The following is a 20,685-nucleotide window of genomic DNA, read 5'->3' on the forward strand; positions in this document are numbered from 1 at the left end:
GAATAGATTCTTAGTGTTGCACTTGATTTGACAATTGAGGCTTTTGTTTTATATTAAAATAGTACATATTTTTGAGAAAACGGGTGAAATTATGAAACGATACAGAACTTACCGGCTGAGCCTCGGCTGGCAGATTCTGATTGGTCTATTACTTGGTGTTTTTTTTGGTGTGATTTTTTACAAGAATAATACCGCAATAACGGCCATGCAGAATATTGGAACCATGTTTATTAACCTGATTCAAATGATTGTTTTACCAATTGTCGTTTCATGTTTAACAGTTGGAATTGCTAGTATGGGTGATATTAAGAAACTTGGCCGAGTTGGTCTAAAGACGATCATCTACTTTGAGTTAATGACGACGATCGCCATCGCACTTGGAATGATTGTCGCAAACGTCTTGCACCCTGGGACACTGATTGATATTCACTCGCTACATGGATCTGATATTAGTCAATATATGGCGACCGCGAAGACCGCGCAGCATACCGGTATCTGGGGGACTTTGCTTGGAATTATCCCCACCAACATCTTTAAGTCCTTGGCAAACGGTGACATGATGCCAGTGATCTTCTTCTCAGTTTTCTTTGGTTTAGGAATTGCGGCCATTGGCGAGAAGGGACAGATTCTAATCGACGGCTTAAACGCTGTGGCCGAAGTCATGTTTAAAGTGACTAATTGGGTTATGCATGCTGCTCCCATTGGAGTTTGTGCCTTGATTGGGGTTGCATTGGCTGAAATGGGGATTGGTGCCTTAATTCCACTAGGTTATTTTGTGGCAATTGCCTACGTCACAATGGCGGCGTTTATCCTCATTATTATGGGAATCGTTGCCAAGATCTTCGGCTTTAGCATTTTTGACCTGTTACTAGTTATCAAAGATGAGATTGTTCTGGCATTTTCGACCGCTAGTTCTGAAGCCGTTTTGCCGAAGATGATTGAGAAGATGGACAAATTTGGGAGTAGTCAGGGAATCGTTTCGTTTGTCATTCCCACCGGCTATACCTTTAATTTGGATGGATCGGCAATCTATCAATCGATTGCTGCCTTGTTCCTTGCCCAGGCTTATCATATTAATCTCTCGATTGGCCAACAGATCACTTTATTAGTCGTCCTAATGATTACTTCTAAAGGAATGGCCGGGGTGCCAGGTGCCTCATTTGTTGTATTGCTGGCTACCATTTCGACGATTGGCGTACCGGTTACTGGGCTCACTTTTATTGCCGGAATTGACCGAATTGTGGATATGGGGCGGACTGCCGTGAACGTGGTGGGGAACTCACTCGCTACCGTCGTGATTGGTAAATCTGAAAAAGAATTTGATGAAGAGAAATCTAAAAAATACATTGCTTCATTTAAAAAGAAAAAACCGGTTGAAGAAGCTGGATAGATAGTAAAAGGGCCGAGGCAAAATGAACCATTTTGCTCCGACCCTTTTGTATTTGAATGACAAATTAAAAGCCGCCAACGATTTTACGTTGACGGCTTTATAATGTTATTGGTCGATAAGATAGCAGTCATCTGTCAAGAATCAGTTTCCACCGGATTCTTGGAGGTTTGGCCCTCATAATTACTATTATTATCGCTTTATGTGTGGCAATTTAACACGATTAATTATTTCTCCCCAATTAGTTTCCTAAAAGGTGAAGCGTTTTTCGACCATGAGTAGTCGACCGATCAAAAGTACGCCAGTACCAAAGTGTTCGAGACCACCGAGAAATTGCATTAACCGAATTCCCAAAAGTTGACTTATCTAAACAAACGAAGTCGGGAAATTTCTTGTGATGCGTTTAGCTGTAAAGCTAGTAAGCAAGAAACAAAAAGTTTAGATTCGTCAAACAATTATTCAATTCGGGAAGATCGGTTATCACAACTTCTCATCAACGATAAAGTCGGAAGAGAGTTATCACAACCGGGCTTCCCTTGGTAGACTGATGCTTCGTCGCTCCTGGGTCTATAAATTCTGCTGTCATAACTCTCACCTCTTCAAAGTTTTATTTGGTAACAAAAAGTGTCCAGCCGCTAACGACTGCACACACTTAGACACTTGTCGCCAGTCGTTAAGCTTTAGCACTATGTGATGTAGTTAAAATTAACAGCTACGTTAGTCCAAGCCTTACTTTGACTGGGACAGCTGACTCATTGGCGTTTTTCGACGTTTCTGAGCAGTAGCATTTTCCACATAGGAGCCTCACCTAACAGCTTTATTCATTTTTCATTCCATAAGTTATCATATCACGTCACCCAATCATCCGCAACAATTAGGCTTACATATCCATTCCAGGAATGTTAAGGTCTTCAACCTTGACGCCACGCTCTTTAGCAAAAGCATTCATCAAAGTATCCATATCCATTAATTGATATTTCTTTGGATGATCAGGATCATAGACTTCAAACTGCGCCATCATGCCGCCGTCTTCATGCTCGATAATGTGGCAATGGTTCATGAAAACACCTAAATGGTTGAACCAGACTTTTAAGCGAACGGTTTCACCCGGATTGACACCGACCGTATCTTTCAGGCCGTTTTCATTTGGATATGGTGCGTGGCCATTTCGGGAAACAACTCTGAACTGAGTACCGTGCATGTGATAAGGGTGGACCATTCCGTTACTCATATCGTTGGTATTACTGATGTCCCAATATTCAACGTTGCCGAGCTTTTGCTTATCGTCGATCCGCTGCATGTCAAATTTCTTCCCGTTCATCATGACTTCTTCGTCCATTCCAGACATGACGACCTTGTGGACCGGAGCGCCAGGAGTCACATCTGGATCTGGAATATCGACTAGGTGATCGGGCAAGGTGGTATTGTCATGCGCAAATTCATGAATTCTAAAACGCATGATTGGGACATCATCACAGAATAACGTGACTTCATCGCCAGGCTTGTATTGACCAAAGTCAACGATCACTTCTGCTCGCTCAGCACAAGTGAGCATCAGGTGGGTAAAATCGACGGGTTCAGGGAGAATCCCACCGTCTGAAGCGATTTGAGTAAATTTCAAATTATCACTAAAATGAAGCCGCCATTCACGGCGATTAGCACCATCTAGGAAGCGCAATCTGAGCCGCTGTGTGGTTACATCAAAGTATGGATTAATGGTACCATTGATCATCGCAGTTGGCCCCTGCACGCCGTCAGGGTCATAGTCGGCCGTGTAGTCCCACTGATTGTCCTCGTGGAAGCGACGGTCTTGTAAAATCACTGGAATATCGTCAACGCCATAATTTCTGGGGAATGGCAGTTTGCTTTCGACATCATCTTTCACAACGACTGCGGTTGCTAAGCCTTTCCAAACGTGCTGAGCTGTGGATGGACATGGATGGGCGTGGAGCCACAAAGTTGCGGCGGGCTGATCACACTTGAATTCAATTTGGGTGCTCTTTCCCGGATAAACCGGCGCGTGACAGCCACCATCAGTAATGGGGCCAGGTACATTTAAACCGTGCCAATGAAACGTAGTTAACTCCGGCAGCTCATTTTTTAAGGTAATATGAATCATTTTGCCTTTTTTAAACAAAATCGTTTTACCAAGCAGGTCAGTATTATAACCCCAAGTCTTGGTCTTCTTACCAGGCATTAACTGCACCTCGCCCGTTTGAGCGATAACCGTGTAATACATGTCGGACTCAGTCTCTTTATCCGGTTGCAGCAATTCCGGAATCTTAAGTGGCTGTTGTGGTGTGGTGGGTTCCTCCAGGGGAACGAAGCCACCATCATGGGTATTATAAGCTGGTTCGTCAAAGAAATAATCTGTGTAAACTTTTCGATCTGACATTTTATCCGCATCCTTTGTTTGTATTGGATTCAACTTAATAATACTACTAAATTAGACGTAAATACAGGATTTGTGGCATAATGGAAATACAAGAGGAGGTGTCACTGTGGCAGATGTAATATCTTTCGACAAGTTAGATGAGACAGCAACCAACAAAGCAGTGGAAGACTTTATCGATTTTTACCTTCGATGGTTCAAGAAAAATGACTTGGAAATTTTGGCTGAGTATAAAGTGGATTATTACCTAGCCGATATTAACCATTATATTTTCGAAAACAAGTCCTTCACTCCTGAACAGATGAGAAAAGATTTACTGGAACAACGCGGCAAGGACCTTAAACACGTGATTTCAGTGATCAACCCGGCGTATGATCAAAATGGGAGCTTGAAAGCCGGTTCTTGGGATCAATGGTATCAAGAAAAATTCCAAAAAGTTCCCGATCGCGACTAGGCTTTTGAATATACATTCAATTGTGAATTTGCTATTATTGAGCTATACAGAGTAGTGGGGAGGGATTTTCATGGCTAAAGGAAAGACCGAAAAATCAAAGAAAAAGCAAAGCACCAAGAAGTTGCAATACAAGACCGACGTTGACGTCCATCAAATGGTGATCAACAAATCAGTCATGTCTTTGAAGGTACCGACGATTCTTGCTCAAAAGCAGGCCCAGGGGTTGTTAACCAAAGCCATTGACGATGGAGTTACCCCTTACTACCTCAAGCAAGAAACGATTGAACGATTAGGTGGTATTAGCCACCATGAATAGAAGGTGGTGCAGCAGGGCAATTAGCTCTAGTGCATCAGCAAGAAAAGAAAGATGAGTCCGGATTTGGACCATCTTTTTTACTAATTGCATGAAAATCTGTGCGTTATCCACTAAGAGTGGAGTTGTGTGATCCTGATTTGAGGTGAGAACACAACTGAACGAATTTCACTAGGCCTAGAAATCATGTCTAGTCATAAAAGAGCCAGTGCCACGAGACGTCTAGTAATCTCATGGGACTGGCTCTTTAATTGTGGTAGAAAAGTGTCGCAGGTTTTCCCCGCGTAAATCTATGGAACATTTAATCGAAGAAGTGATCTCACAAGTTGTGCTTTGGCGCCATTTTGTCAGCATGAACCTTATATGGGTCTCTGTTGAGTAATTTTTCGTCCGATGCGACTGCAATCGCGGTTGTTGTATCTCCAACCACGTTGAGGACCGTTCGAAACATTCCTGAGAACCAATCGATGCCGGCTAAAATGGCAATTCTTTGCAATGGCAGTCCCAAAGTTGGGACAACAATTGTCAAGGCTACCAGGCCGCCACCGGGAACAACCACTGTTCCCAGGCAAGCAATGACCGATAGTAAGACAATTTTAACCATTGACATTGGTGAAACGGACATTCCATACAGTTGGGTAAGCGTTAGGCATGACAATGATAAATACATTGCCAGCCCGTTGCTATTTAACGCCATTCCCAATGGTAGAACCAGTTGGCTGATTGATTTTTCAACCCCCAACCGGCTTTCAGCGTCTTCCATTTCAATTGGTAATGAAATGGCCGAAGAAGTTGTTGTAAATGCAACCAAAATGATTCTTGAAAAGCCACGGACCAATCCGCGCAGCGGCACTTTGGCGTACCAGCTGATAAAGCCAAACAGGACAATCAAGAAAGCTACCGACCCGAGCCCAAATGCCGTGAGGAATTTGAGTAGGGGTAGAATCACTTTAATCCCGCTGGTTGCGGTAACCCAGGCCATCAGAGCAGCAATCCCAATCGGGGCAAGCTTCATCACCAGCATCACCAGCTTGACAGTTAGCTGGTTTATCTGTTTGACGAAACGCAAGACTTGATTGAATTTGCCGTCAGTATTGGCACGGTTTAAAACAATTCCGAACAAAATCGCAAAAATAATGACCTGAATGACATTCCCTTTGGCGAGGGCATCAAAGATATTTGTTGGGAAGAAATCCAAGACAGTTTGGCTAAAATTAGTTCCCGCCTTGGCAACCGTTGCCGACGTGCTGACTGAAGCCAGCTTAATGCCACTGCCCGGATTGACTGCGTAACCAATTGCCAAGCCGAGGACTGCTGCAATCAACGTTGTGATCAGGAACCACATGGCAGTTTTACCACCCAATCTTCCCAGTTGATCGGATTTTAGACTACCAAGTGCTTCGATGACCGCCCCGAAAATGAGCAGGACGACGACCATTTGAATCAGGCGAAGAAAAATATTTCCTAATAATTGAACGCCGGCAATTTTTGGACCAAATGCCAATCCAAGAAGTGCCCCGCCAATCATCCCAATTCCAATTTGTGCAGTGATACTAATGTGTCTCACAATATTTCCCCCAGACTTAATAGGCTTGTTGGTGGAGGCTTGCTGCTAATAATTCGACGCCATGAAGTAAATCGGCTTCACTCGTATTTTCTTCTGGCGCGTGACTGATGCCATTGATGCTTGGCACAAAAATCATCGTTGTTCGGGTCACCTTAGCCATGATTTGACTGTCGTGGCCGGCACCCGAAGCAAGTTGAACTGATTTGAAGCCCAAGTGATCGACGAGCTGTTGATTATTTTCGAGTAATTGATCATCTAAATGGGTGACATTGCTTTCAGCCCAACGGTTCACTGAGCTTGATATCTTGGCGTGCGACGGTGTTTCAACAATTTGATGAATGAGGTGTTCGAATTGATCCAATACGGCTTCATCGTTGTTTCGGCAGTCAATGGTAAACGTGACCAGGCCGGGGATGACGTTAGACGTGTTGGGCGAAACGTGCATTTCCCCAACCGTGAAGGTCAAATCCGACTTCAACTGGCTAGCCGCATTTCGAAGCGCAACGATGAGGTCAACTGCTCGTTGGAGCGCATCGGCACGGTCATTCATTGGTGTCGTCCCCGCGTGATTGGCAATTCCCCTGACGGTGACGGTATATCGGCGCTGACCGACAATCGCGGTGACTAAGCCGATTTGAAGACCACCATCAATTAGTCGGGGACCTTGTTCGATATGCAGTTCGGTAAAGCTAGTGGGCAAATCGGGTAATTCATGGCGAACTCCTGGCAGTTTCAACTCAGCGACGGCATGTTTTCTAGCGTCGTCAAATTGGATGCCGGCAGGATCCTTCATGGTCAAATCGACACGTTGTCCAGTGTAGTGTTTCGAACCGGTAAAGGTGTCTGGAAAACGGCTGCCTTCTTCCTCATTAAATGAGATTAAGCGAAGGGTCTTTTTCGGGCGACCGAATTTTGCAACGAGGTTCTCAATTGCCTGAAGACCACCGAGAACGCCATATAAACCGTCATATTTTCCCCTTGGGCAACCGTATCAATATGCGAGCCGGTCGCAATGACAGTTTTGGATGTAGTAGTTCCCGACATGTCCAGATAAGCAGTGCCAAAATCGTCAACACTCACTTGAAACCCAAGCTCAAACCCCCACTTGATAACTTGTCTTTGCGCTTCAACCCAGGTCGGTGAATACACTAGCCGGTTTTGACCAACCTCATTTGTCTTAAATTGGTTAATTGTATCCAAGCGATGAGCTAACTGTGTTAATTGGGTTGTTGTCATATGACCGCCCCTATTTCACCGCGCTGACACCAGTAAGTGGCGATGAGGCGACCGCACCGTGTTCGATGACCCGGCCTGGTTTTGCCAGGTAGGCTTTGCGGCCGGCTTCAACCGCCAGCTTAAAGGCCTCAGCGATTAGGAGAATGTTGCCGGCAGTCGCCATTGACGTGTTGGCCATGACAGCTGCGGCACCCATTTCCATCGCTTCGGCTGCTTGACTTGGTCGGCCGATTCCGGCGTCAACAATGATTGGTACGTTAATTTCATCGATTAGGATTTGGATGAGATCTTTTGTTGACAGGCCTTTGTTGGTCCCAATTGGGGCGCCTAAAGGCATCACGGTTGCAGCACCGGCGTCCACTAACTGGTGAGCAATGTTCAAATCAGGCAGCATGTACGGCATGACGATGAAGCCTTCATTAGCCAGAACCTCGGTTGCCTTGAGGGTTTCATAGTTATCCGGCATCAAATATTTCTTGTCGGGAACCACTTCCAGCTTGATAAAATCGCTGCCGCTGAGTTCGCGGGCAATTCGAGCTGTTCTGATTGCTTCTTCCGCGTTAGTCGATCCTGAGGTGTTAGGCAAGATTGTGATCCCTTCAGGAATGTAGTTTAAGATATTTTCCTTACCGGTCTTGTTGCGACGAAGTGCCATCGTGATGATTTGGGCTTTCGCATTATGAATGGCTGAATCAATCAAATCGTATGAATATTTTCCTGAACCTAAAATAAATCGAGAGGTGAAGGCGTGTCCGCCAATCATTAACTCATCTTTTTCGTTTGTCATGAATAAATCCTCCTCAGATTTCTGTATCTCCTAAAATTAGCCGGGTAATCATGTTGGCTTCGTGGCCGGCGGCAATCATAACCCGGGGGGCCATCAGACCTTCAGCACCCATAGATTCACCGTCCCCCGCGATGTACAAATTTTCGCGGGGATGCTTGGTGACAATGGTGTTGGAGCTGTGGATTCCCGCCATCCCGGTACCCATCACAATCGGCTTATCGGGATAGAACTCGGATGCGGCATCCAGCAGCATGGCCTTTGCAGCCGGATTATCAAATGCTTCGGTGATGATGTCTGCGTCCGCAAATAATTCCTTTACGTTGTCATGAGTCACTTTCACCTGGTGAATTTTAATTTCGATAAATGGGTTGAACTCCTGCAGATTCTGCTTCAAAGCAACCACTTTTGGCATGTCTACTTGGCTGAGCTTAAACTGCTGGCGATTGAGATTGCTTAACTCAACTGTGTCAAAATCAATCAAGGTGAGGTGGCCGACACCAATTCGGGTCAGAGCAATTGCCCAAGCCGTTGACGCTGCCGGAGTCCATTTGGGTCAAAGTGATTTGCCAGTGGACATTGCTCGTCGGATATTAGGGCCAAAGAAGATTATTGGGGCAACGGCTAAGACTTTGAAGCAGGCCAAAATTGCAGAAGAAATGGGCGCCGACTATTTGGGAACGGGCGCCATTTTCCCAACAATGACTCACGTTAAGACGGTTCATACTTCGGTGGAGACCCTTGGTAAGATCAAGCTATCGGTGGATATTCCCGTGTATGCAATTGGCGGCTTGAAGGCTGATAACGTCGAGGCGATTGACGGCGCGCACGTTGACGGGGTGGCAGTGGTTTCTGCAATTATGAAGGCTGCCGATCCAGCGAGTGCTACTCGGGAGTTGCGGGATGCGGTTGAAGAAGCGATTGGTTAGGTTGGTGATGATTTGAGGATATTTACTCAACCAATTAGAAAAAGGCAGAAAAAAGGAAGTGGTCAGATTGACGCTTCCCTTTTCTGTCAGTATGGAATTTTCAGATAAAGTCGTTGGCGATATATCTATTAATAATCTTTGACAATCATAATGGCAAAATACAGTCGTGCAATAAGTGCATTCAAGTGAAACGCAATAACCAGGGAATCACGAAAAAAGTCTCTCAGCAGTTGCCGAGAGACTTTTTATAATACATCATTTTTTTAATTTATAATCACTCAGATATTTAATCAGTCGAACAGTAACATCTTGTCGGTTATCCAAAATACGAAGGACATTGATTGCTGGCTGCGTACCATCAACTTCATACAAGACTGTGTTCTTGGGAGTTCTAAGATAGTAAACTTCAGGCAAATCAATTCCTTCGGCGATAGTTTCTACTGGTTTGCCAGCTTTTGAAAAATCACTCAAATTGTCAAGCTGGTCAAACAGCTTTGATAATATTTTATCGCTGACAGATCTGTCGAATTGATTATCCAAGTAAGTGGTGATTGACTTTAGATCATTTACGGCATCGTCATAAAGGTTTAAAGAATAAGTCATCGGTTCCTGATTTCCTTTTCAACATCTTCTAGTGAATGCAAGGAGCCTTTACGTGCATGTTCAACAATCTGGACTAACTCATCAGCTACTTGACTTTGTTCGAACTTCTCGAACTCATCAATATCAACAATCGCGTACTTACCATAGCCATTTTTAGTCAGAATGACCGGATTCTCGGGGGTTACTTCTTCTAAAAGCTTATTGTACGACCGTAGCTCAGAAATGGGCTTGATGTTTCTAATACCGAGATTGGTTGTTTTCATATCTCCACCTCCTGATGCAAGTATACAGACCATGCTGCAAATTTACAACGGAGGATGCTTCGAACTTCTTGAGGCAATTTCCCCAGCTATTTTCGTTGCAATTTCCCCCAAACTACTATAACCTATTATCATACTTACAAAAAGTAAGCAACGGGAGGAAAAAGCATGAGCATGGTTGATGTAGATAAATTACAATTTGGCCTCGAAACGTTTGGCGATATCGTTCGGGGAGAAGACGGCGAGCTGTTGACGGCTGGCCAATCCATTCGCCAAATCGTGAAGGAGGGTGAGTTGGCCGACAAGTTGGGTGTCGATGTCTTTGGGATTGGTGAGCATCATCGTCCCGATTACAGTGTCTCGAGCCCCGAAATTGTCTTAGGCGCACTTGCCTCGGTGACTGACCGCATTAAGTTGGCGACTGCTGTCACTGTGTTAAGCTCGGATGATCCAGTGCGGGTCTATGAACGATTCGCCACTCTTATCTCAAGGCCGTGCCCAAGTGATGCTTGGACGGGGATCCTTCACCGAATCATTCCCACTCTTTGGCTATGATTTGACCGACTATGATGATTTATTCAATGAAAAATTAGAGATGTACAGCCAACTGATTAAAGAAAAGCCGATTACCTGGGATGGCAAGTTTACCCAATCCTTGAAGAATCAGGATGTCTATCCCAAGACCGATTATAACGGCATTGAAACTTACATCGGTATTGGCGGCTTACCCGAATCAATTATTCGGACCGCCCGGTATGGTTACAAGGTTATCTTGGCAATTATCGGCGGCCAGGCGGATCGGTTTGTGCCGTATCTGAATTTGTACAAGAAGGCTGCCGAAAAATACAATATGCCGGTTCAACCCGTTGCCGTTCACTCCCATGGCTTTATTGCCGACGACGAGGACGAAGCCGTTGAAGTGGCTTGGAAGAACATTAAAGCCAATTTCGACCGCATTGGCTTGACCCGCGGTTGGGCACCGATGAGCCGGGAACAGTTTGACGGCGAAACCAAGGTTGGGTCATTTTACGTGGGCAATCCGGAGCACGTCGCTCAACGGATGGCCCGCACCATTAACCTGATGAACCTCGGTCGCTTCGACTTGGTCTACGGAGCCGGAAACCAAACGGCTGCGCAGCGTGAACGCATGATTGAGCTATACGCAACTAAGGTGATTCCACGCGTTAAAGAAATTTTGTCCGAGGAGGGCTAGTCATGGCTGAAATTAAAAATGTGGGCATCTTGGGTGCTGGCAAAGTGGGCATTGTTTTAGCTCAGTTAGCATTAAAAGCTGGTTATCACGTGCGGATTTCCGGATCAGGATCGGTTGAGAAAATTGCCATGACTATCGAAACTTTGGTGCCAGGGGCAGTTCCAGCAACTAACCAGGGTGTCGTTGCTAAAAGTGATTTGATTATCTTGGCGATTCCGTTGAGTCGGTATAAAAACATTAAACCGAAGCTGCTGAAGGGTAAATTAGTGATTGACGCCATGAATTACTGGTGGGAAACTGACGGGATTCGAGAAGAAGTTTTGGATCCTTCATCAACCTCCAGTGAACAGGTTCAGCAGTATTTTAATAAGAGCACCGTGGTGAAAACTTTTAATCACATGGGCTATCACAATTTACAGGAAGAGGCCAAGCCAGCTGGGGCGGAGAATCGCAAAGCGTTATTTGTAGCTGGTGACAACAAAGCCGCTGTCGATCAAGTTGCCCAATTTGTGGACACCATGGGCTTTGACACCGTCGTGCACTACAACATCGCCGACGGCATCATGACGGAACCCGGCAGTGAATTGTTTGGTGCCAGTCTAACCAAGGTGGATTTGCAGAACGTGATTGATCATTTTGACGAAACTGAATTTGGCAAGAAGATTCAGGCTGGCGAACAAGGATAGTGCTTAATCAAGTCTTTAATTAATATGGGTCAAGTAGGGGGGAATTCTCACTATTTGGTCTTTTTAGGTGGTTGTATGATGATATTCACTGTATGGGGATATATAAAGTTGGAAGTTGACACTATTCAAACTGAGATTCTCAATAAGAAGAGTTATTGACGTGAAGATTACACAAAGGATAACTAAGAACATCATCAATCAAATTAACGATGAAACTATGGCAAAATTACCACTGATACTCGGCTTAGTTACTTTACTTTCGTTCATTTCAGACTAGGCTGCCTTTGAGGACAGCTCCGACAACCCTGACCCCCAACCACATAAGCCAAAAAAATCATGGATGAACAAGAATCGTTCATCCATGATTTTTCTGACTTATGTTCCGGGGTCAACCCGGGTTTCGTCGCTCACTATTGTTCTTCATACCAGATGTAGATTAGTAGCAGTGTTCTCAACTTCTAGCTAGTGGAAACGTGCTATTTAAGCCAGCTTTCTCCGCTTAGTCCAATAACGACCCTTAACGCAAAAGCAGCGTTAAGGGTCGTTATTAAACTAATGCTCAAAAGCTAACCGGCTTAAAGGGCACTCTATTGTTCTTCATACCAAGTATAATGGAAACTCCCTGGGCGGTCGACACGTTCGTACGTGTGGGCACCGAAGTAGTCACGTTGTGCTTGCAGCAAGTTTGCTGGGACCACTTCTGAACGATATGAATCGTAGTATGAGACAGCGGCTGCTAATGATGGTACTGGGACGCCAGCCTTAGTTGCCAGTGCGACAACGTCACGTGCTGATTCCTGGTACTTCTTGGCAATATCCGTGAAGTATGGATCCAGCAGTAAGTTTTGCAAATCTGGGTTCTTGTCATAGGCATCAGTAATGTTTTGAAGGAAGCGGGCACGAATAATGCAACCGGCTCTCCAAATCTTAGCCATTTCGCCTAACTTGATATCCCACTTATATTGTTCTGAAGCGGCCTTTAATTGGGCAAAGCCTTGGGCGTAACTCATAACTTTACCGAAGTAGAGGGCTTCACGAACCTTTTCAACGATTTCTTTCTTGTCAAAGTCAACCTTGCCTTCTGGCTTAGGCAAAACTTTGGAAGCTGCAACACGTTCGTTCTTGATCATTGAAATGTAACGGGCGTAGACGGCTTCGGTGATCACTGACTGGTCAACTCCGACTTCAAGGGCATCTTGTGAACTCCACTTACCAGTTCCTTTGTTAGCACCTCGGTCAAGGATCATATCAACGATTGGCTTGGTCTTGTCATCGCCAAGATCGTCTTTGTGGGTTAAAATATCAGCGGTAATTTCGATTAAGTAGCTGTCGAGTTCGCCCTTGTTCCAATCTTTGAAGATGTCAGCCAATTCATCAACTGAGTAGCCGGCAAGGTTTCTTAAAATGTTATAACTTTCATCGATTAACTCTTCGTCACCATATTCAATTCCGTTATGAACCATCTTGACGTAGTGTCCAGCACCATTTGGTCCAATATAGGTCACACAAGGTTCACCGTCAGCAGGTGCTTTGGCAGCAATTTGCTTGAGAATTGGCTCTACCAAATCATAAGCTTCTTTTTGGCCACCTGGCATTAATGAAGGGCCTTGGAGCGCACCAAGTTCACCGCCGGAGACACCCATGCCGATAAAGTTGATTCCTGATTTATCGAGACGGGCATTACGGGCCATTGTATCGTGGAAGTTAGTGTTACCACCATCGATCAAGACATCGCCTTTATCGAGGAGTGGCAGTAATTCATCAATAACGGCGTCGGTTGGTTTGCCAGCCTTAACCATTAAAATAATTCGACGAGGGGTTTCAAGTGAGTTAACAAAATCTTCAATCTTGTAACTTGGAACGAGTTTCTTGTCGCCATGATCCTTGATAACTGCTTCAGTCTTGGAGCCGGTTCTGTTGAAAATGCCAACAGTGTAACCGCGGCTTTCAATGTTAAGGGCCAAGTTCTTGCCCATAACAGCCATTCCAACAACACCAATGTTTGCTTTTTGATCAGCCATTTCAAAACCATCCTTTTCTATATAAGAATTACTACACAATTAGTGTACCATCTCACAAATAGAAAGTGAAACAAAAACGCGTTAGAACAGTATGCCGAATTTGTTAGATGAGAGATTGTGAAAATGAAAAGTTGTTTTTCGGGAAACGCTTACAAAAATCAAAATAACTGCTCTATAGGTGCTTGGATAATTTACGCGGTTAATTGTTAAGAAAAATAGTTGGTGGATTTTCAGATAAATGGTAAAAATTTACATGAAATAAATATGTGGCGCATCCAATATTTAAAATGACGATCGTATAATTACATAAATGCAAAATAAAGCGTATTCTGAATACAGGGAGCTGACACTATAAATCAGTATAATTAACACGCTTTCCACACGCCAAGCGAGTAATGTGACTTCTATCATTCATACATAGGCGTATTCTAGGATGGAGCGAAGTTACACCTTCGGAACTGAGAATTCCATAATTCGCATCATTATTTAAGATTCATGAAAAAATGGGGGCAAATAAGATGAAAACGAAACACACAGCTATGTATGCCCTAATTGTAGTTGCTGTTATAGTGATTATTTTGATTGCTTTCGGCTTGTTTTACTATTATGGGCAACCATCGGTATCGTTTCGCTAAACACTTCTTTGGATACAAACTTTAAGCGCGTTAGTGAATGTCTATGCGCAGAATAATCGTAAGTAGGAAAAAATCAGAGACGTTATTTAAATTGGCGTTTCTGATTTTTTGGTGTTTCGGGAGCTGTGTTTGGAGCTGATCAGCCGTAAACTTTTAAATTAAAAAAGGATCATCTGACCAGAGTAATTGTAAGGGAGAATTTTCAAATAAAAAAACTGACCGAAAACAATTTTGTCTTCGATCAGCTTAAACAATCATTAATTACTTATTTAATTTGTATACCCACTCACGGTGATCCCGGGCAAGCAATTCATCAGCTGAAACTGGGCCCATTGATCCTGGAATGTAGTTAGGGAACATTGGTTGCTGAATATCCCAAACTCGACGGATTTGATCAACAAACTTCCATGCACTGGCAACTTCAGGCCAGCTGGCGAAGTTAGTACCGTCGCCCTTCAAAACGTCGTGGATTAAACGTTCGTATGGCTGTGGCGTTTCTCTGGTTCGCTTTGAATCTTCAAGGTATTGCAGTTGAACGGGTTCAGTGTGGAATCCTTGTTCGGAGTTCTTGGCGTTAACCATCAATGAGAAGCCTTGGTTTGGTTCGATAAAGATCGTCAAGACGTTGGCACTCAATGGTGCACTGCCACTTTGTGGGAAGGCGAAGATGTCAACTAGCGGCTTCTTGAAGACAACGTCAACCCGGGTAAACTTATCAGCAAGTTTCTTACCAGTTCTGATATAGAACGGTGTGCCCGACCAACGGTAGTTATCGAATAATAACTTACCGGCAACAAAGGTTTCAGTGTTGGAATCCTTTGGAACACCATCTTCTTCACGGTATTCTTTGTCGTTACCAACCGCAGCGTATTGACCGCGGACAAAGTTGCTTGATGCTTCAGCAACATTGTATACCCGCAGGCTACGTAAGGCCTTAACTTTTTCAGCACGGATATCGGTATCTTTAAACGCAACCGGTTGTTCCATGGCAAGCAAACTCACAATCTGCATAATGTGATTTTGAACCATGTCACGAAGGGCACCGGAGTTATCGTAGTAGCCGGCACGTTCTTCAACACCCAGCTTTTCAGCAAGGGTGACTTGAATGTTATCAATGTAACGGTTGTTCCAGAGGGCTTCGAAAATGGTGTTACCGAAACGAATGGCTTCGATATTTTGGATCATTTCCTTACCCAGGTAATGGTCAATTCGGAAGATCTGGTCTTCTTCAAAGGCATTGCTTAAGTCGTCATTTAATTGCTTAGCTGATTCGAAGTCACGGCCAAATGGTTTTTCGATTACCAGACGGTTAAAGCCGTTTCCTTCTGAGAGAAGGTGTTGGGCCTTAAGGTTCTTAGCAACGGTTCCGAAGAAGTTGGGTGCCATTGAAATGTAGAACACGCGGTTGCCGTTCAATTCATACTTCTTGTCGAGCTCGTTGGCTTTGTTTTTCAATACAGAGTAGTGTTCGAGATCAGTCACATCATGGGTTACAAAGTAGAAATGGCTGGCAAAATCAGCAATTTGTTTTTTATTAGTCGATTCTTTGGAAACGGATTTGATCACCATTTCGCGGTATTTTTCATCATCGAACTTGTAACGGGAAGTTCCGATCACAGCAAAGTGATCACGAATATTTCCCTTCTCGAAAAGCTTTAACATTGCGGGATAAAGTTTACGAGTGGCAAGGTCACCAGTCGCTCCGAAGAGCATAATCAAAGAACGTCTTTCAGTTGGCAAAATGTTCACTCCTATCAGAATATTAACTAAGTAATTTGGTATATGTCTATACCAGTTCCCCAACATTATATAACACATGTGACCCCAACAAAAGCGAATTGTCAATGTAAATGAATAAAATTTACAAGCAGATCCTTTTCATAATCAGTCGGCTCAATTGTATGACTAATCAGTGACGGATTTCTTAAGAAAAGGATAAATGAAGGCCGACTTGACGGCTTTTTTTGCCCATATCCCTTATAATGAATCATGCAAAATAAAGATTAGGGAGCAATATCAAATGAAGAAATTTAAGTTTATCGCGTTCTTTGCTGTCCTCGCATCATTGTTGATCGGGTTCAGTGTCAGCGCTTCTGCAAGTTCTCCGTCACTTAAAGTCAATAATATCTACACGACCTCAAAGGCAGTTAGCGGAACTGCTACCAAAGGGGTTTCGATTATTGTTCGAAACACTAACAAGACAACCATTGCCAGCACGACAGCTGACAGCTCAACTGGGAAATTCAGTGCTGAACTGCATACCAGTATCAAAGCCAACCAGAAACTTTATGTCTATGCCCGGAAGTCATCAACTTCATACTTCTATCGAATTATGACCGTTAAGACCCCCAAGACTTCGACGGCAACGACGACTAATTCAAGTTCCAAATCAACCAGCAGCAAGATCACCATTTCAGAACCGACTGGTCGTTGGCAATCAGGTAATAACAATGGCTATAGCGTTGTTACCAACTTCAGCCAAAAGGGTGGTTTGAACCAGGGCTTGTATAAGAATGGCAAGTACCAAAAGAAGCTGATTAACTTCGCCAACTACAAAGTCGCCACTTATTCAAAGACCTTCTGGGGCATTACTTACCGTGAACGCGGCAGCAAGACTTACCACAAGTTCTACTTGCGATTTACTGACAACACCCATTTCCTCATTGTCAACAAAGCTAACCATGCCATCAAGGTTCAATATGGCAACACACCGCTTCATTACTATAAATTTGCTTTAGTTAAATAATTTAACCGTCTATTTCATCAGGGGCTGGGACATAACTGCTTGTAAGTTATGTCTCAGTCCCTTTTGAGTTCTACTGTTACTTAACTTAAACGTGGAATGAGAGGCTGATCCCGGCCATTTAAGCCAAGAATCAAGTCATTCCAGGAGCAGGAATAACTCGATTCTTTGCTTAAATTCTGGGATCAAAACGCCTCTCATTCCACGCTGCCTATGCTATGATAGCTATAACCCAAAGGTTTGGAGGCATTAATGATGAATGAAGATGAAAGAATGCTTGCTGGTAAGCTGAGCAATCCTCGTGACCCTGAATTGCGATCTCGCCAGCGGTTGGCGCATCGATTAGCCAAACGATACAATGACACCTTTGATGATGAAGCTGAGAAACGGGCTGAGTTGTTGAAAAAACTGCTGCCAAATTCATCTGAGCGAATCTATCTGCAAGGACCAATTTTCGTTGATTATGGCACTCACATCAAGATTGGCGATCATTTCTACGGTAATACCAACATCACTTTTTTGGATACTGGCATGATTACCATTGGCGAAAACGTCTTATTTGGCCCTAATATCAGTCTGGTCACACCGATGCATCCATTGCGTTACCAGGACCGGAATTTTGCAGCCAAGAATGATCTGCCTGGTAAGGAATACAGCAAGCCAATTACGATTGAAGATAACTGTTGGTTAGCCAGCAATGTCACTGTGATCGGCGGGGTTACGATCGGTAACGGGTCAGTGATTGGGGCTGGCAGTGTGGTGACCCGAGATATTCCGGCCAATTCCTTGGCAGTCGGCAACCCCTGCCGCGTGCTCAGACAGATTACCGATCAAGACGATATTCGACTGAAAAAGGACTTATTTTAAATATTCTTTCGTAATAAATACAGTTTCTGCCGTTAATATGCGAAAATGGATGTAGAAGATTTTGTGGTCAAAACGAGTGTAAGAGGGGACTGAGCAATTGATAAAACAACGAAGTGAAATTAGATTTAATTCTGTCATTGTGTATTCATTGATTCTAAATGCTGGGGCGGCCTTCATGTGGCCCCTGGTGACGGTGTATCTGCATAACTACCTACATAAGTCGTTAACGTTAGCCGGAATGGTTCTACTGGCAATGTCGTGTTGTATGATGCTGGGGAATTATCTCGGCGGTTATCTGTTTGATCGCTGGTCTCCCTACAAAGCAACGATTATCGGTTCGCTGATTTCAACAACCGCTATCTTTACGCTGGTCTTCTTCCACGGCTGGCCGATGTTTGGAATCATGCTGCTATTCGTTGGCTTCGGGGACGGTGCCTGTCTGACACTGTTGAACTCGTATGCGGCCAGCATTAAGACCCGTTCTACTCGTGATATTTTTAATATCTTGTATATTGGCCAAAATGTTGGGATTGTGATTGGTACTTTGATGGTTGGTTTCCTACTGAAGCACGGCGTTACACTGGTGTTTACCGTTACCTCGGCTTTCTATGCGGCACTGGTCCTTATCACGATTTTTGAATTCAACGTTCATGTTGATCGACGAGCACCAGGGAAACCGGTCAAGCCTGGCGCTCCGGTTGAAACTAAAGTTGGCGGCATGATTCTCGCAATTTGTGGGGTAGTCCTGTCAGTGTACCTGGCGTACGCCCTATGGGAAAGCGTCCTTCCTGTCCACATGACGAGTCTGCACATTCCCTTTGAAAACTACAGCTTATTGTGGACCTTGAATGGGTTGATGATTGTCATCGGCCAGCCGTTTGTGAACCGAATTGGAACACACTTCAAGCTCAGTACCCAGACCTATGTCGGGGTGGCAATCTTTGCGGCATCGTTCATCTGGCTGATCTTTGCCCGTGATTATACCGCTTTTGTCTTGGTGATGATTGTCACGACGATTGGTGAAATGATTGGTTTTCCCGGCATCCCAGCCTGGATTGACAGTCTGTCGACACCTCAGCAGCGGGGGAAATTCCAAGGATTATACAATCTGTTTATGTCATGCGGACGGGCGGTTGGACCACTGATTGGTGGGATTGTACTGGACTTTGCGTCATATAAAGAATTATTTTTACTAGCCGCTGGCTTGATTATTGTCTTTGTGGTTATCTTATGGGCCATGAACCGACGTCAATCTCAACGAAAACCAGTCTAATGCAAATCAAAAAGTGATTGATCATGACTTTGCGGGTATTACCCAAAAGTCCGATCAATCACTTTATTTAGTTGGTTGTTTATTAGTCAAATCGTAGGACATGTGGCTGTGGTGCTAATAGGTCACTTCTGGATGGTCACGGTCAACGTACTGGGTTTGAGTGGTGGCCCCCAGGTACTTCTCGATGTTGGTAGTCAATTCATTCATCGCCTTCTCGTGGTTGTCACGCCATTCAGGTATTAAGCATTCGGAATAAATTAAGATATCGGTCGAGTCGTCAGTCGTCTCAACCCGTTTGGCATCACGCCAGGCCCAACAACGGCTGGTGACGCCGGCATCATCTCGGTAGATCACCTCACCGGCAAGTGCCGGATCAGGTTCATCCTCACCAATTGCTGTGAAGGGCTCACCGCCATCAGCCACCGTTAGCTGCATGTTACCCTGGATTTTGTTGCGATCAAGGGCACCAATTGGAAATCCGGTTCTCAGTGAAACAGCATTATAGACATCCACAAGCGGATCGATACTGCGAACGGGATTCCCCTTTTTGGCTCGTTTCAATAAATTTTCAACAGCGAATCGGGCCCCTTTTTTGGTCTTAAACTTTCGAAAGGCTTCCCGCCATTCATAAATTAACGGATTTGCACTGATGGGTTCGTCAGGAATTAAATCAGCCACGCTTGCATTGGCTTCTTCAAGCATTTTGGGCGGGACTTGGCCTTTGTCGTGATTATCTAAGTGATGAACCGTAATCACAGCAATTTTCACATCCGGAAAGATTTTCCAAAAACTTGGTTGAACTTTAAACTGAGCCATTTATGATCACCTCAAACAAAAATGATTCTTACAAAGACAATTAACTTTGTGCCAGCAGTTTGTAAATCCGTTCAACATCGCGGCCGGTCCCACGGAGTTCGTAGTCGGCCAGAAATGGTTTATTGAATTGCGAGGCGTAACGCTTAGCAGTCAAACAGTACTGCTCATTAAAATTCTTATTGCCGCTGCCGACAATTCCGTGACACAATTTGGCGTTATCACCGTAAGCAATGTATTCGCCCAAAGCGTTGGTCATCAACTCTTTGACGCCGTTATCAATGCCGTTGCCACCATCTAAATAGGTTGGTACAAAGGCGAAAAACGGGTCGGTTTCGTCAGCGAAGTCAGTTTGTTCACTGATTTCTTTTGACAGGACCAATGGGTTGGTAGGATCCTGGTCGTGCATCCCGGTGGCATAACTGGTCAGATTTTTAACGAATGAACGGGTATTTCCCTCGATTGAAATGAATAAAATTTTTATTGGGCTCACAGTGGACCTCCTCATA

Annotated in this window: 18 protein-coding genes, 3 pseudogenes and 1 riboswitch; of the genes and pseudogenes, 9 read left to right on the forward strand and 12 right to left on the reverse strand. The window is 44.4% G+C overall.

Translation table 11 applies throughout. The features are described from left to right. Positions 1-91 precede the first annotated feature (91 nt). Positions 92-1,390 (forward strand): cation:dicarboxylate symporter family transporter, encoded by a 1,299-nt coding sequence (locus LPKJCM_RS06170; RefSeq protein WP_057962687.1) that lies wholly within the window; start codon positions 92-94, stop codon positions 1,388-1,390. Positions 1,391-2,045: 655 nt separating this feature from the next. After that, a riboswitch (M-box (ykoK) riboswitch) is annotated at positions 2,046-2,210 on the reverse strand. A 57-nt stretch (positions 2,211-2,267) separates the two neighbouring features. On the opposite strand, the gene LPKJCM_RS06175 is transcribed toward LPKJCM_RS06170, so the two are convergent. Further along, positions 2,268-3,782, reverse strand: a complete 1,515-nt coding sequence (locus LPKJCM_RS06175) for a multicopper oxidase family protein (RefSeq protein WP_057962688.1) — start codon at positions 3,780-3,782, stop codon at positions 2,268-2,270. Positions 3,783-3,888: 106 nt separating this feature from the next. On the opposite strand from LPKJCM_RS06175, the gene LPKJCM_RS06180 reads away from it, so the two are divergent. Together LPKJCM_RS06180 and LPKJCM_RS06185 are read left to right on the forward strand one after the other, a co-directional pair. Further along, on the forward strand, positions 3,889-4,233 hold the full coding sequence (locus LPKJCM_RS06180) for a hypothetical protein (RefSeq protein WP_087069574.1): 345 nt from the start codon (positions 3,889-3,891) through the stop codon (positions 4,231-4,233). A 70-nt stretch (positions 4,234-4,303) separates the two neighbouring features. Then, entirely contained in the window at positions 4,304-4,549 is a 246-nt protein-coding gene (locus LPKJCM_RS06185) for a hypothetical protein (protein ID WP_057962690.1), read from the forward strand. Positions 4,550-4,865: 316 nt separating this feature from the next. On the opposite strand, the gene LPKJCM_RS06190 is transcribed toward LPKJCM_RS06185, so the two are convergent. From LPKJCM_RS06190 to thiF, 5 genes and pseudogenes are all read right to left on the reverse strand, one after another. Beyond that, complete coding sequence (locus LPKJCM_RS06190; RefSeq protein WP_057962691.1) at positions 4,866-6,113, reverse strand: dicarboxylate/amino acid:cation symporter; 1,248 nt, start codon at positions 6,111-6,113, stop codon at positions 4,866-4,868. Positions 6,114-6,129: 16 nt separating this feature from the next. Then, on the reverse strand, positions 6,130-7,044 hold the full coding sequence (locus LPKJCM_RS06195) for a hydantoinase/carbamoylase family amidase (RefSeq protein WP_225364146.1): 915 nt from the start codon (positions 7,042-7,044) through the stop codon (positions 6,130-6,132). After that, positions 6,993-7,349 carry a hypothetical protein gene (locus LPKJCM_RS13535; protein WP_225364145.1) on the reverse strand — a complete coding sequence of 119 codons (357 nt, stop codon included), beginning with the start codon at positions 7,347-7,349 and terminating at the stop codon, positions 6,993-6,995. Before LPKJCM_RS13535 ends, LPKJCM_RS06195 begins: the two co-directional genes overlap by 52 nt. A gap of 10 nt (positions 7,350-7,359) precedes the next feature. After that, entirely contained in the window at positions 7,360-8,136 is a 777-nt protein-coding gene (locus tag LPKJCM_RS06200; protein ID WP_057962692.1) for a thiazole synthase, read from the reverse strand. Between the two features lie 13 nt (positions 8,137-8,149). After that, positions 8,150-8,656: pseudogene (gene thiF, locus LPKJCM_RS06205) on the reverse strand (sulfur carrier protein ThiS adenylyltransferase ThiF); the annotation flags it as partial. On the opposite strand from thiF, the pseudogene LPKJCM_RS06210 reads away from it, so the two are divergent. Continuing rightward, positions 8,652-9,062, forward strand: a pseudogene (locus tag LPKJCM_RS06210) (thiamine phosphate synthase); the annotation flags it as partial. The pseudogenes thiF and LPKJCM_RS06210 overlap by 5 nt on opposite strands. A 255-nt stretch (positions 9,063-9,317) precedes the next feature. Here the strand turns inward: LPKJCM_RS06210 and LPKJCM_RS06215 are convergent. Continuing rightward, entirely contained in the window at positions 9,318-9,665 is a 348-nt protein-coding gene (locus LPKJCM_RS06215; protein WP_057962693.1) for a type II toxin-antitoxin system RelE/ParE family toxin, read from the reverse strand. Beyond that, positions 9,662-9,928 (reverse strand): type II toxin-antitoxin system prevent-host-death family antitoxin, encoded by a 267-nt coding sequence (locus tag LPKJCM_RS06220; RefSeq protein ID WP_057962694.1) that lies wholly within the window; start codon positions 9,926-9,928, stop codon positions 9,662-9,664. The genes LPKJCM_RS06215 and LPKJCM_RS06220 overlap by 4 nt, the downstream gene beginning before the upstream one ends. A gap of 171 nt (positions 9,929-10,099) precedes the next feature. Here LPKJCM_RS06220 and LPKJCM_RS06225 point away from each other — a divergent pair. Next, positions 10,100-11,138, forward strand: a pseudogene (locus LPKJCM_RS06225) (LLM class flavin-dependent oxidoreductase). Between the two features lie 2 nt (positions 11,139-11,140). Next, entirely contained in the window at positions 11,141-11,824 is a 684-nt protein-coding gene (locus LPKJCM_RS06230) for an NADPH-dependent F420 reductase (protein ID WP_057962695.1), read from the forward strand. Between the two features lie 587 nt (positions 11,825-12,411). On the opposite strand, the gene gnd is transcribed toward LPKJCM_RS06230, so the two are convergent. Together gnd and zwf are read right to left on the reverse strand one after the other, a co-directional pair. Beyond that, positions 12,412-13,845, reverse strand: a complete 1,434-nt coding sequence (gene gnd / locus LPKJCM_RS06235; RefSeq protein WP_057962696.1) for an NADP-dependent phosphogluconate dehydrogenase — start codon at positions 13,843-13,845, stop codon at positions 12,412-12,414. An 896-nt stretch (positions 13,846-14,741) separates the two neighbouring features. Beyond that, positions 14,742-16,220, reverse strand: a complete 1,479-nt coding sequence (zwf, locus tag LPKJCM_RS06240; RefSeq protein WP_013728927.1) for a glucose-6-phosphate dehydrogenase — start codon at positions 16,218-16,220, stop codon at positions 14,742-14,744. A 280-nt stretch (positions 16,221-16,500) separates the two neighbouring features. Between zwf and LPKJCM_RS06245 the strand changes: the two genes are divergently transcribed. The 3 genes from LPKJCM_RS06245 to LPKJCM_RS06255 all read left to right on the forward strand — a co-directional run bounded on the left by LPKJCM_RS06245 (position 16,501) and on the right by LPKJCM_RS06255 (position 19,363). Next, on the forward strand, positions 16,501-17,226 hold the full coding sequence (locus LPKJCM_RS06245) for an Ig-like domain-containing protein (RefSeq protein ID WP_057962697.1): 726 nt from the start codon (positions 16,501-16,503) through the stop codon (positions 17,224-17,226). 252 nt (positions 17,227-17,478) lie between these two features. Continuing rightward, the gene (locus tag LPKJCM_RS06250) at positions 17,479-18,090 is read left to right on the forward strand and encodes a sugar O-acetyltransferase (protein WP_174659016.1); all 612 of its coding nucleotides are present in this window, start codon (positions 17,479-17,481) and stop codon (positions 18,088-18,090) included. A gap of 97 nt (positions 18,091-18,187) precedes the next feature. Beyond that, positions 18,188-19,363 (forward strand): MDR family MFS transporter, encoded by a 1,176-nt coding sequence (locus LPKJCM_RS06255; protein WP_057962699.1) that lies wholly within the window; start codon positions 18,188-18,190, stop codon positions 19,361-19,363. 114 nt (positions 19,364-19,477) lie between these two features. Here LPKJCM_RS06255 and LPKJCM_RS06260 read toward each other — a convergent pair whose 3' ends face one another. Together LPKJCM_RS06260 and nrdI are read right to left on the reverse strand one after the other, a co-directional pair. Continuing rightward, complete coding sequence (locus tag LPKJCM_RS06260; protein ID WP_057962700.1) at positions 19,478-20,179, reverse strand: B3/B4 domain-containing protein; 702 nt, start codon at positions 20,177-20,179, stop codon at positions 19,478-19,480. Positions 20,180-20,219: 40 nt separating this feature from the next. Continuing rightward, positions 20,220-20,669: a class Ib ribonucleoside-diphosphate reductase assembly flavoprotein NrdI gene (gene nrdI, locus LPKJCM_RS06265; RefSeq protein ID WP_057962701.1), complete on the reverse strand. Its 450-nt coding sequence runs from the start codon at positions 20,667-20,669 to the stop codon at positions 20,220-20,222. Positions 20,670-20,685: the final 16 nt, after the last annotated feature.

Origin of the sequence: Lentilactobacillus parakefiri (assembly GCF_002157585.1) — a bacterium.
GTDB classification, from domain to species: domain Bacteria; phylum Bacillota; class Bacilli; order Lactobacillales; family Lactobacillaceae; genus Lentilactobacillus; species Lentilactobacillus parakefiri.